This is a genomic window from Bacillus tuaregi (assembly GCF_900104575.1).
Taxonomy (GTDB): domain Bacteria; phylum Bacillota; class Bacilli; order Bacillales; family Cytobacillaceae; genus Bacillus_BD; species Bacillus_BD tuaregi.
Map to the genome: position 1 here is coordinate 647,524 of NZ_LT629731.1, position 13,122 is coordinate 660,645.

The 13,122-nt window shown below is 38.0% G+C and carries 10 protein-coding genes and 1 CRISPR repeat array (1 of these 11 only partly in view); of the genes, 7 read left to right on the forward strand and 3 right to left on the reverse strand.

The window, feature by feature from the left end:
* Positions 1 to 43: 43 nt before the first annotated feature.
* The 3 genes from BQ5321_RS05375 to BQ5321_RS05385 are packed head-to-tail and all read right to left on the reverse strand — an operon-like array spanning position 44 to position 3,668.
* A complete protein-coding gene (locus tag BQ5321_RS05375; RefSeq protein WP_071393536.1) occupies positions 44 to 1,390 on the reverse strand; it encodes a GntP family permease in 1,347 nt (448 codons plus the stop codon).
* Between the two features lie 12 nt (positions 1,391 to 1,402).
* Positions 1,403 to 2,944, reverse strand: coding sequence for a gluconokinase (gntK, locus tag BQ5321_RS05380; RefSeq protein ID WP_071393537.1), 1,542 nt, complete (start codon positions 2,942 to 2,944; stop codon positions 1,403 to 1,405).
* Positions 2,937 to 3,668: a GntR family transcriptional regulator gene (locus BQ5321_RS05385; RefSeq protein ID WP_071393538.1), complete on the reverse strand. Its 732-nt coding sequence runs from the start codon at positions 3,666 to 3,668 to the stop codon at positions 2,937 to 2,939. The genes gntK and BQ5321_RS05385 overlap by 8 nt, the downstream gene beginning before the upstream one ends.
* Positions 3,669 to 4,026: 358 nt before the next feature.
* On the opposite strand from BQ5321_RS05385, the gene BQ5321_RS05390 reads away from it, so the two are divergent.
* The 7 genes from BQ5321_RS05390 to cas2 all read left to right on the forward strand — a co-directional run bounded on the left by BQ5321_RS05390 (position 4,027) and on the right by cas2 (position 12,344).
* On the forward strand, positions 4,027 to 6,459 hold the full coding sequence (locus BQ5321_RS05390) for a CRISPR-associated helicase/endonuclease Cas3 (protein ID WP_071393539.1): 2,433 nt from the start codon (positions 4,027 to 4,029) through the stop codon (positions 6,457 to 6,459).
* Between the two features lie 401 nt (positions 6,460 to 6,860).
* Positions 6,861 to 7,583 carry a type I-C CRISPR-associated protein Cas5c gene (gene cas5c, locus BQ5321_RS05395; protein WP_071393540.1) on the forward strand — a complete coding sequence of 241 codons (723 nt, stop codon included), beginning with the start codon at positions 6,861 to 6,863 and terminating at the stop codon, positions 7,581 to 7,583.
* Positions 7,580 to 9,487: a type I-C CRISPR-associated protein Cas8c/Csd1 gene (gene cas8c / locus BQ5321_RS05400; protein ID WP_071393541.1), complete on the forward strand. Its 1,908-nt coding sequence runs from the start codon at positions 7,580 to 7,582 to the stop codon at positions 9,485 to 9,487. The genes cas5c and cas8c overlap by 4 nt, the downstream gene beginning before the upstream one ends.
* Positions 9,488 to 9,500: 13 nt before the next feature.
* Positions 9,501 to 10,364: a type I-C CRISPR-associated protein Cas7/Csd2 gene (gene cas7c, locus BQ5321_RS05405; RefSeq protein WP_071393542.1), complete on the forward strand. Its 864-nt coding sequence runs from the start codon at positions 9,501 to 9,503 to the stop codon at positions 10,362 to 10,364.
* The gene (gene cas4, locus BQ5321_RS05410; protein ID WP_071393543.1) at positions 10,354 to 11,016 is read left to right on the forward strand and encodes a CRISPR-associated protein Cas4; all 663 of its coding nucleotides are present in this window, start codon (positions 10,354 to 10,356) and stop codon (positions 11,014 to 11,016) included. The genes cas7c and cas4 overlap by 11 nt, the downstream gene beginning before the upstream one ends.
* Positions 11,013 to 12,044, forward strand: coding sequence for a type I-C CRISPR-associated endonuclease Cas1c (gene cas1c / locus BQ5321_RS05415; protein ID WP_071393544.1), 1,032 nt, complete (start codon positions 11,013 to 11,015; stop codon positions 12,042 to 12,044). Before cas4 ends, cas1c begins: the two co-directional genes overlap by 4 nt.
* Positions 12,045 to 12,053: 9 nt before the next feature.
* A complete protein-coding gene (cas2, locus tag BQ5321_RS05420; protein WP_071393545.1) occupies positions 12,054 to 12,344 on the forward strand; it encodes a CRISPR-associated endonuclease Cas2 in 291 nt (96 codons plus the stop codon).
* 169 nt (positions 12,345 to 12,513) lie between these two features.
* Positions 12,514 to 13,122: a CRISPR direct-repeat array (repeat unit 32 nt; unit sequence GTCGCACTCCATGTGAGTGCGTGGATTGAAAT) (it continues 7,643 nt past the right edge of the window).

Here is a 13,122-nt window from a genome sequence, read left to right on the forward strand (position 1 = left end):
GTGAGGCCCTCACCGAGGTGGGAACTCATCTGCCTGATAAAGCTTACACGAACAAGCTTAGTAATAAAATAAAGCCTAATCCAGCAACGGATATAATCGTTTCAAGTAAAGTCCAGGTTGCAAATGTTTCTTTCATGCTTAAGCCAAAATATTCCTTGAACATCCAGAAACCAGCATCGTTTACGTGAGAGGCAATCACACTACCCGCACCTGTTGCTAATACAACAAGAGCAAGATTCACGTCCGTTTGTCCCAGCATTGGAATCACAAGTCCTGCTGTTGTTAACGCCGCAACAGTTGCAGAACCAAGTGAGATACGCAGGATAGCGGCAATAATCCATGCTAGTAGGATCGGTGATAAGGAAGTGCCTTGGAACATCTCAGCTACATAATCACCAACACCGCCGTCAATTAATACCTGCTTGAAGGCACCGCCGCCCCCAATAATCAACAGCATCATTCCAATACTTGTAATCGCGTTCGTACAAGATTCCATCACGGTTTTGATAGGGATTTTACGAGCTAAGCCCATTGTATAGACGGCCACTAACAGCGAGATCAGCATGGCTGTACCGGCGTCACCAATGAAGCGAATCACAGCAAGGAAGCCATTATCCTCAAATCCGATTGTTTTTTGCAAAAGATTTACGATTGTCGCGAATGACATAAGAATAACAGGAAGTAATGCGGTAAAGACACTGATTCCAAATCCAGGTGTTTCCTCTAATTTAAATTCCTTTTGTTTACCTAATGAAGCAATATCGCCGGCTTTTGTAAAAGAATCCGGAACCATTTTTTTCGCCAGCTTTGTAAAGAGTGGTCCAGCTAAAATAACGGTTGGTACGGCAACAAGAAAGCCATAAAGCAATACTTCCCCAATATTTGCGCCATATTCACCCGCAATCACCGTAGGTCCTGGGTGTGGCGGAAGGAAGCCGTGGGTAACCGATAAAGCGGCAACCATAGGAATTCCAAGATATAAAATCGAAACCTTTAACTGTTTAGAAATCGCAAAGACGATTGGAATTAATAGAACTAAGCCTACTTCGAAAAAGAGGGCAACACCGATAATGAATGATGCAAACACAACGGCCCATTGAATATTCTTTTCACCAAATTTGTTCACAAGCGTCATCGCAATTCGCTGCGCACCGCCTGAATCAGCGATTAACTTACCAAGCATCGCTCCAAGTCCAAAGATTAACGCTAAGTGGCCAAGTGTTCCGCCTAATCCGGCTTCAATCGTTTTCACAATGCCATCTAATGGCATACCAAGTGCCAACGCAACACCGAAGGATACAATAATTAAGGAAATAAATGTGTTTAATTTCAGACCCATGATTAAGATTAATAGGGCTATAATTCCAATGGCAACAATAACTAATGGCATGATGTGTTCCCCCTACTGATGTCTAATTAAATTTCTCTGATAGTTAGCGATTCGTGAATAATCGTCTTCTAAAACCCTTGATAAGTTGATAAAAATCGGTAGTAATTGACGATATTCCTTTGTTGCTTCTTCCTTTGGTGTATGCTTGAAGGTGCTGCCCACCATTTCAGATACAATCTCAAAGGAGTCAATTTCCCCTGTCGCATATAAGCCTAAAATACAGGCACCTAAGCAGGAGCTTTCATAGCTTTCAGGCACGACAACATCTGATGCAAAAATATCGGCCATCATTTGTCTCCAAACCTCGGAGCGGGCAAAGCCTCCCGTTGCTTGAATACGTGTGACAGGTCCGTCCATGCATTCTGTTAAGGCTAAAAAGACAGTATATAAATTGTAAATAACACCCTCTAAAGCAGCACGAATCATATGCTCTTTTTTATGCGACATCGTTAAGCCGAAGAAGGAGCCGCGCACGTCTGGATTCCATAATGGTGCCCGTTCACCTGCCAGGTATGGATGGAAAAGAAGTCCATCTGCCCCAGGTCTTACACGTTCGGCAATTTTCGTTAAGACTTCATACGGATCAATTCCCAGTCTCTTCGCTGTTTCAACCTCTGATGAAGCCAACTCGTCACGAATCCAGCGCAAGACCATTCCACCATTATTAACCGGTCCGCCGATGACCCAATGATTTTCTGTTAACGCATAGCAGAAGATTCTTCCTTTTTCATCGGTTTGCGGCTTGTCAATAATCGTACGGATCGCACCGCTTGTCCCGATGGTGACCGCGATTTCGCCTTTACGAATCGCATTGACACCAAGGTTCGATAGCACGCCATCGCTCGCTCCAATCACAAATGGAGTCTCTGGGTCAATACCCATTCTCTTGGCTAAATCAGGCTCACAATGATTGAACATCTTAGTGGTTGGCACGAGCTCAGATAATTGTGCAGGTGTAATTCCGGCAATTTGTAGCGCCTCTTCATCCCAAGCCAGTTTTTCAAGATTCATCATACCCATGCATGAAGCAAGTGAATAATCAACAACATATTGATTAAAGAAACGTTTAAAAATAAATTCCTTAATTCCGATATATTTTTTCGCTTTCGCGGCGATTTCAGGACGGTCATGGACAATCCAAGCGATTTTACATAATGGGGACATTGGATGAATCGGAGTTCCGGTTCGTTTGTAGACCTCATGTCCGTTCAATTCATTTTTAATCTTATGGGCCCATGCTTCACTGCGGTTATCCGCCCAAGTGATCACAGGCGTGAGCGGCTCGTCGTTTTCATCCATAGCAATGACACTGTGCATGGCACTGCTAAAAGAAATAAAGGAGAGCTTCTTATCCTGGCTGCGTTTCATAATATTGCTAATGGCTTGTACGACCGCCTGATAAATCTCTTCCGGGTTTTGTTCAGCTGTTGAAATATCTGGTGTGTGGAGCGGGTAGCCGATATTTTCATGCTGGATAACCTCACCCTTTTCCGTAAATAACACAGCCTTTGTACTGGTTGTTCCGATATCAATCCCTAACATATAGCTAGTCATCTTGCTGCTCAGCTCCTTTAGTCATCATTTGTTGCGACCGCCATAAGTCATCTACTTTTCCTTGAACATCGTCAAAGTTTTCGTGTAAAGACTTAATCATCAGTTTTCGATCCTTTGCCTTGATGGCCTCGATATAGAGTTCATGGTTTTCGATAATTCGATTTAAATCATCATAGTTTTCCTTGAAGCGCACGCGCATCGATAAAAGAATGAAGCCTTCCATCACCGGCTTTAAATTATTCCAAATCATGAGGATATAGGAATGGCCGATGGATCGAATGATGGTTTCGTGGAACAGGACGTCCTGATAAGCAAATTCATCAGCATCCTGATATCTGACCGCCACCTTCATCATTTCTAATATTTTGCTTAGCTCCATTGCTAATTCGTTCGTCTCCATTTTCAAGAGACGTTCAAACACAAACGTTTCAATCATGAGACGTACATCATAGATTTCTTCTACTTCCTTTTCGGTTAAACCAACGACAACCGCACCCATTTTTTCTAAACGGATGATATTTTCTGATGAAAGTGTTCTTAACGCTTCCCGGACAGGAGAGCGGCTCACATCAAAATCTCCCGCTAATTTATTCTCTGAAAGAGTGGTGCCGCTTTCAATAAGGCCGGATATAATACGCATTCTAAGCTCGTAAGCAACACGGTCACCTGTCGAGGCCTTAGAAAGCCATTTTTGAGGATATAAATATTCCTTAGATTGACTCATACAATCACCTAGTTTATCAAATAATCCAAGTATACTTGTGTATCTGTATACCTGTATACAAGTATTATAACTAAATTATCGAGAATTGCAAGCGCTTTACAAAATTCAAAGGTTTGGATTATTTTAGCGGAATAACTCCGCTTATTATTAAGTCCTTTTCTAACATAGTGAAAACAACCTTCATTAGTAATAGAGGCTTTTATTAAAGTAATAGTGCCGAAACCGCATTTAAATTTTCATAAAATTAATTAAATTATAACGGGTAGTATAGGAATATTATGGTAAAATAGTACTGTGTAAACAGAGCTGCAAATGCTTCGTTTTGACTAATAGAGAGGTCACTGGGAGGAGTGAAGAAATGAACTTTATAGCTCATATCCGTGAATCTGATAATTATATACAATCTGTTAAAGACCATTTATTAAAGGTTAAAGAATTAGCTGAACTTTATGGTGAATCGATGGGTGTCAAACATCTTGCGGGGCTTGCTGGTATGTTACATGACCTAGGGAAATATACTATTAAATTTAGAGACTACATATTGGAAGCCGTACATAACCCTGATACACCGCCAAAAAGAGGAAGTGTTGATCACTCAACCGCAGGTGGTAAGCTTTTATTTGATTTTTTCCACTCAAACAACAAACACTCTAATCTTTATAAAGCACTGTTATCTGAAGTAATAGGAAACGCTATCATCTCCCACCATTCATATATTCATGATTTTTTAAGTCCTGATTTGCAATCCAAATATTTAAATAGAGTTAAAGATAAAAAACTAGAGGAATTTGATTTCTCAAAAAGGCTATTTTTTGAACAAGTCATAAGCGAAAAAGAATTTCAGGAATACGTGACCAAAGCAGCGTTTGAATTAGAAAGCTTTTTAGCAAAAGAATCTCCAGAAAATAATGAAAAGCAATTAATGTTTTTAACCAAATTTATCTTTAGTGCCTTAATTGATGCCGACCGTACAAATACAAGATTATTTGAAGAAGGGAAGCAAGAATGCTCAGTGATTCACTATGATAAACTATTCAAAACCTATTACGAAAGATTAATGGAAAAAGTAGAATCCTTCAAGCATCACTCTAATGCCCATACGCCCATTAATCGTTTAAGAACAGAAATGTCAGACCTATGTGAACAATTTGCTGTAAAGCCTTCTGGGATATACACATTATCTATTCCAACTGGAGGAGGTAAAACGCTTGCAAGCTTAAGATATGCACTAAAACATGCACAACTCTATCAAAAAAAACATATTATTTATGTCGTCCCGTATACGACGATTATTGAGCAAAATGCTGAAGAGGTTCGAAATATTTTAAAGGATGATGCAAATATTTTAGAACATCATTCAAACGTGATAGAAGACGTGAATGTTAATGATGAAGATTTAAAAGGATACACAAATATACAGAGAAAATTGAAACTAGCTAAAGATAATTGGGACTCTCCGATTATTTTTACAACAATGGTTCAATTCTTAAATGCCTTTTATGCCAATGGGAGTAGGAATATTCGACGGCTTCATAATCTAACTGAATCCGTCATTATATTTGATGAAGTACAAAAGGTTCCGATTAAATGTTTGTCATTATTTAATCAAGCAGTTAACTTTTTAAAAACATATGGTCAATCTAGTATGATATTGTGCACAGCTACACAGCCTGCTTTGGATTTTGTTAAACATAAATTAGACATCAATCCAGGGGCAGAAATGATTCATCACCTAGACCATGTAATTGAGGCTTTTAGACGTGTTGAAATAATAGATAAAGCAACGGAAGAAACCTTTAATAATGAGAAACTTGCCTCATTTATAGAAGAGATAATGGAGGCAAAACAAAGTGTGCTGGTTATCCTTAATACAAAAACAGTTGTAAAAAATTTGTATATGAAATTGAAAGAGAACAATCAAGGAGCAGCTGTTTATCATTTAAGTACAGCGATGTGTGCTGCCCATCGAAACCAGATTCTACAAAAAATAAGGGAGCATTTGAAAGTAGGAAATAAAATAATCTGTATCAGCACCCAATTAATAGAAGCCGGTGTAGATGTTAGTTTTGAGTGTGTGATTCGTTCCTTAGCTGGATTAGATTCCATTGCACAAGCTGCTGGACGCTGCAATCGACATGGTGAAAAGGAAATCCAGCCTGTCTATATTATTGATCACGAGGAAGAGAAGTTAAACAAGTTAGAAGAGATTAAAGAAGGGAAAAAAGTAGCTAAAAAAATACTCATTGATTTAAAACATGATCAAAGGAAATATGGTGGGCATATTCTATCGGAACAAGCAATGGAGAAGTATTTTAAAGAATATTATACAGGATTTGAATTGTCTTTAAATTATTTTATCCCTAGGATTAAGAAGGATATGATGGAACTTTTAACTGTAGCAAAGGGAAATTATAGCTACCATAAAGCATATTGTTCCATCCATAAACATTCTGTTCCCTTATTTATTGTGAACAGCTATAGAACTGCAGCAGAAAATTTTCATGTGATTGAAAACCATACCTCATCGGTTTTCGTTCCGTATGGAGAGGGAAAAGAAATCATTTCAGAATGTAATGGACTCAGCAAAATTGAGGACTTTTCACGTTTACTGAAAAGAGCTCAACATTACACAATTAATCTCTATGACTATGAACAAAGACTACTAGAACAAAATAATGGACTAGTGTCCTTATTGGATGGGAAAATCCTTGCTCTTAGAGAAGGAGCATATCATGATGAGTTTGGATTTAATCTTGAAAATAATAGTCCGTTAGAGTTTTTACAATGGTAAAAACCTATCTTTTTTAAGATAGGTTTCCAAATAATATAATATATATTTCAATCCACACTTTTTTAAACATAGGCTTTGTTAGAGCACAGTGTTGTTTTTTAAGCAGGTTGATTGTAGTGGAAGGCACGAAGACTCCTGCAGGAGAAGCGAAACAGTCGAGACCCCGGAGACACGAAGTGTCGAGGAGGCTCGGCGGTCGCCTGCGGAAAGCGAAGTGCCTGCAACGGAAATCAACATCCTAGTTTAACAGAGCCTAAACATAAAAAAGTGACATTTATATAATAGCATATTAAAAATTAAACAAATAACTTTCATATAATATATTATTTATTTTGAAAAATTTGCAAAAAAGTATTAAATTTGAATTATTAGGAATACAAAAAATGGAAAGAGGTGAGAATATGCGAAATTCAATTGAATTTGAAGTGTTTGGAAACTATGCCTTATTTACAGATCCTTTAACAAAGATGGGGGGTGAAAAGCTGTCGTATCAGGTACCAACCTATCAGGCATTGAAAGGAATTGTGGAATCAATTTATTGGAAGCCAACGATTCTATTTATTGTTGATGAGGTTCGTATTATGAATCCAATTAAAATGGAATCGAAGGGAATCCGTCCTATTGAATATGGTGGAGGAAATACACTTGCCAACTATACTTATTTAAAAGATGTAAGGTACCAAGTGCGAGCGCATTTTATCTTTAACTCTTATCGGCCTGATATGGCTTTTGACCGAAATGAACACAAACATCACAATATTTTAAAGCGCTCTCTCAAGGCTGGTGGACGCAGAGACATCTTTCTCGGTACACGAGAATGCCAAGGCTATGTAGAGCCATGTGTTTTCGGGGAAGGGAAAGGTTATTATGACGAGTATGATGGTGCCATTCATTTTGGGACGATGATTCATGGAATCAATTATCCAGATGAGACTGGCAAAAATAAAATGGAAGCAAGACTTTGGAATCCAGTAATGAAGAATGGCATTATTCAATTCATTAGGCCCGACCAATGTACACTCATTCGAGAAATTACAGATATGGAGCCTAAGCACTTTGATCAAACCAATGTTGAGTCAGCAGATAATTTAGAAGAAACATGGGTAGAGGGGGGGCATCAATGAGCTGGTTATTAAATCTTTATGAAACCTATGAATCTAATCTAGGTCAGGTTGGATTGATTGAACAAAAGTACAATGGCCAAGATTTTACCTTGTTACCTATCTCGCACACTACTCAAAATGCCCATATTGAAGTAGAGATAACGGAAGAGGGGGAGTTTCATTCCGCATCTGTGATTGATAAAAATGCTGCTAGCACATTAATTCCATGTACAGAAGAATCTTCAAACAGAGCTGGCTCCAAAATTGCTCCTTATCCTCTTCATGATAAATTAAGCTATGTAGCAGGAGATTTTATTTCATATGGCGGGAAAATAAAAAAAGAAGAGCCCTTTACATACTATATTGCTCAACTAAAAGAATGGGCTGATTCTCCATATAGTATAGATAAAGTAAAAAGCATCTATCGTTATTTAGCCAAAAGATGTTTAATTAAAGATTTAGTCGAGAACAAAGTTTTATTTGTAGATGTAAAAAATCAATTAATTGATAAATGGGATAAAAAATATGAGTCCATACATGGGGAGCGCCCGCAGGTCTTTTCTGTTATTAATGGCGGTATAGAAAGCGCCTTTATTCGCTTTAATGTCTATTCTTCCGAAAAAGTACTGACAAAGGTATGGAAAGACCCGGAGATGTATGAATCTTTTATTCGCTTTTACCGAAATATGCTAGGGAATGAGGATCTTTGTTATGTAACTGGGAAAATGCTGCCGAGCACTGACAAGCACGCGAATAAAATTAGAGGATCATTTGACAAGGCCAAATTAATCTCGGCTAATGATACAAGTGGTTTTACTTTTAGAGGGCGTTTTAAGATTGGAAATGAAGTGGCAAGTATCAGCTATGAAGTATCTCAAAAGGCACATAACGCATTAAAATGGTTAATTAACCGGCAAGGAAAAACGATTGATCAACGGATTTTCTTAGTATGGGGAAATGATGAACCAGATATTCCGGGATTAACAGAAGATACTTGGGATCTTTACTCGTTAACTTCCACGACGATTAATAATAGAACAAGAACTGCTTTTACTAACCAAGAATTTGCCAATGAAGTATCTAAGGCTCTGGATGGCTATTCAAATAATTTATCCATTCAATCAAATATTAATATTATGATTCTAGATTCTGCAACTACTGGGAGATTAGCCGTACTCTATTACCGAAATATAGATAAAGAGCTATACCTGAATCGACTTAAGAAATGGCATACAACATGTGTATGGCTTCATCGTTACCGTAAAAATGATGAAGGTGATTTTGTCCAGTTTTATGGTGCACCTGCTACGAAGGATATTGCCTTTGCTGCGTATGGAACTAGAGCAAATGAAAAGGTCGTTAAAGGATTAATGGAGCGGCTCCTTCCTTGTATGATTGATGACGACATGCAAAGACTTCCTCTTGATATTGTTAGGAGTGCCTTCTACCGTGCTTCAAATCCGGTATCTATGGAAAAATGGGAATGGGAAAAAACACTTAGTATTACTTGTGCATTAATTAACAAACAGGAGGGATATGATGTGGGACTAGATACAGAAAATAATAATCGTGATTATTTATTTGGACGGTTATTGGCCGTCGCAGATGTACTGGAAAGACGAGCCTTAAGTACTGATGAAACTCGTTCTACTAATGCCATTCGTTATATGAACTCTTTTTCTAAACATCCAGCAAGAACATGGAAAACAATTCAAGAAAGTCTTCAACCTTACCAAGCACGCTTAGGGACAAAAGGATTATATCTTTCTAAATTGATAGATGATATTGCTTCTAGAATTCACTTTGATGATTTTAATAATAGACCATTATCAGGCAAGTATTTACTAGGTTTTTATAGTCAACGTCATGAGTTATATCAAAAGAAGGAAAAAAATATCATTACAGAAGAATTAACTATAGAGTAGGGAGAGATAGAATATGACGACTTTAGATCATAAAGTAGATTTTGCTGTTGTTTTGTCTGTTACAAAAGCTAATCCCAATGGAGATCCGTTAAATGGAAATCGTCCGAGACAGAATTATGATGGACATGGTGAAATTTCAGATGTAGCTATTAAGAGAAAAATTAGAAACCGGCTGCAGGATATGGGAGAATCTATTTTTGTTCAATCAAATGACAGAAATACAGATCATCTAAAAAGCTTACGTGAACGTGCTGATGCTAATCCTGAGTTACAAAAACTATTAAAAACAAAAAATAGTTCAAATGAGGACTTTGCCAGTATTGCTTGTCAGGAATGGATTGATGTAAGGAGTTTTGGTCAGGTCTTTGCATTTAAGGGGTCTGGATCTGGATCCGGTGTTTCTGTAGGTGTTAGAGGACCTGTGTCCATCCATACCGCTACGAGTGTAGCCCCAATTGATATTACAAGTATGCAAATTACTAAAAGTGTTAATTCCGAGCCTGGAAAGGAAAAAGGTTCAGATACCATGGGGATGAAGCATCGTGTCGACTTTGGGGTTTACGTTTTTTACGGTAGTATCAATACACAGTTAGCTGAAAAAACTGGGTTTACGAATGAAGATGCTAAAAAAATTAAACAAACCCTGATAACTCTATTTGAAAATGACGCTTCGGCTGCAAGACCAGAGGGAAGTATGGAAGTAAATAAGGTATATTGGTGGGAGCATAATTCAAAGCTTGGTCAATATTCTTCAGCAAAGGTTCACCGGCTACTAGAGGTAAAACAGATGGTTGAAGAGCCAAGGTCGATTAATGACTATAATATCACTTTAAATGAATTAGAGGGCTTGAAGGTAGATGTCCTAGATGGACTATGATTATGATGAAGAAGATTTTCTTATGTTGTCTGGTATTCAACATTTTCAATTTTGCAAGCGTCAATGGGCTTTGATTCATATTGAACAGCAATGGGAAGAAAATGTGAGAACAATGGAAGGACAGTATCTCCATCAAAAGGCAGATCAGCCTTTTCTTCGGGAAAAACGGAGGGATAAACTTATTGTTCGTGCTATGCCTGTTAAGTCAAGTGAACTTAAAATTACGGGGATTTGTGATGTTGTTGAATTTGTTAAACATCCGAATGGAGTAGAGATACAAGCAGCACAAGGAAAATACATCGCTTATCCTATCGAATACAAGCGTGGAAAGCCTAAACAGCATGATGCAGATATTTTACAGTTGACAGCTCAGGCAATGTGTCTGGAGGAAATGTTGCTGTGTCAGATTGACATCGGTTATCTGTATTATCACGAAATCAAACATAGAGTAGAAATACCTATCACAGCAGAGTACAAAGATAAAGTGCGAGCGATGACAGCTGAAATGTACGATTATTATAAGCGAAAGCACACGCCCAAAGTCAAACCAGGTCCTTATTGTAAAAGTTGTTCCCTTCAAAATATTTGTGTACCTGATCTAATGAAAAAAAGGTCTGTGAAAAGTTATATTGAAGGGAAGATTCAAGAATGAAAAAGCTCTTAAATACTTTATTTATCACACAACCTGATGTTTATTTAGCTCTAGAAGGTGACAATATTGTCCTTCTTAAGGATCAGGAGAAGTTAGGACGGCTGCCGCTGCATAATTTAGAATCAATTGTCACCTTCGGGTATATAGGTGCTAGCCCGGCATTAATGGGATATTGCGCTGAAAGGAATATTTCCATCGTATTTCTCACTATGAACGGAAGGTTTCTCGCTCGGGTAATAGGTAAAAGCAAGGGGAATGTAATCTTAAGAAAGATTCAATACCGATTATCAGATGATGAAACAAAGTCAGCAAAAATTGCCCGTAACTTTATTGTTGGGAAGGTTTATAATCAGAAATGGATGATTGAGAGAATGACGAGAGATTATCCATTACGGATTGATGTGACTCATTTTAAACAGATTTCTAAGCATCTATCGTCCATCATTCTTGATATTAGAGAGTGCGAGGATTTGGAAAGGTTAAGAGGTTTAGAAGGACAAGCTGCTATAAGCTATAATCAAATATTTAACCATATGATTTTACAGCAAAAAGATGATTTCTCTTTTAAAATTCGCTCGAAAAGACCACCATTAGATAATGTGAATGCCATGCTGTCATTTGCCTATACTTTATTGGCAAATGATGTGGCGGCTGCATTAGAAGGTGTGGGTTTGGACGCCTATGTAGGGTTCTTACACCGTGATCGACCGGGAAGAGTGTCGTTAGCTTTAGATGTTATGGAAGAGTTACGTGGTGTATATGCTGATCGATTTGTCCTATCTTTAATTAATAAAAAGGTTGTCAACAGTGGAGATTTTATTAAGAAGGAAAACGGGGCTGTTCTTATGACAGATGAAGCTAGGAGGAAATTTCTAGCTGCCTGGCAAAATAGAAAGCAAGAAAAAATGACCCATCCCTTTTTAGGAGAAAAAATAACATGGGGATTAGTGCCACATGTGCAAGCTCTGTTGTTGGCTCGCTATTTACGTAATGATTTAGATGAGTACCCGCCATTCTTATGGAAGTAGGTGTAGTTCATGCTATTGTTAATTACGTACGATGTAAGCACAGTGGATAGTACAGGCAGAAAAAGGTTACGAAAGGTAGCGAAAATTTGTCAAAATTACGGTCAGCGTGTTCAGAATTCAGTTTTTGAATGTAATGTCGATGCCACGCAAATGGTTATTTTAAAAATGGAGCTATCAAAGATAATAGATAAAGAGAAGGATAGTCTTCGGTTCTATCAGTTAGGTAATAATTATAAAAACAAGGTCGAGCACATTGGCGTCAAGGAATCCCTTGACTTAGAAGGTCCGTTGATTTTCTAGTGCGAATGTAAAGTACACATAAAATCATAGACTAATTCGCACCCTGTTTATCACTGTTCTTTCTATCAAATTTAATTTAATTAATAAAAGTCCTTTATAGTGATTAAAGGAAATGGTGAATTTAATAAACAAAATAGATTCTTATTGGCTATTTTGTGTAAAATTCGCTGTCGCACTCCATGTGAGTGCGTGGATTGAAATGACTAGTAAGCTGTCATATTGCTTGGCAAATCCTTGTCGCACTCCATGTGAGTGCGTGGATTGAAATAACTCAAGAAAAAAGAGATGAATTAGACCAACTTAGTCGCACTCCATGTGAGTGCGTGGATTGAAATCCAGAAGGTGTGGTCGGAGAAGGATACGTTAGAAAGTCGCACTCCATGTGAGTGCGTGGATTGAAATAATATCCAACAGCTGAAGCGGTTCCGCAACAAGTGTCGCACTCCATGTGAGTGCGTGGATTGAAATTCCTCCCCTGAAACATCTGCAATTGCAGCTGCTGGTCGCACTCCATGTGAGTGCGTGGATTGAAATTTCCTGCATTCTCGATAATCGACAACAGTTCATTGTCGCACTCCATGTGAGTGCGTGGATTGAAATTACAGTTAACATATTGTTAATCGTTAATAACATGAGTCGCACTCCATGTGAGTGCGTGGATTGAAATAATTAAAAAGAACGAACCTGTTTCAACCAAAATATTGTCGCACTCCATGTGAGTGCGTGGATTGAAATATTCGATATGATTGCACCTTTGAAATTCTATGAGTCGCACTCC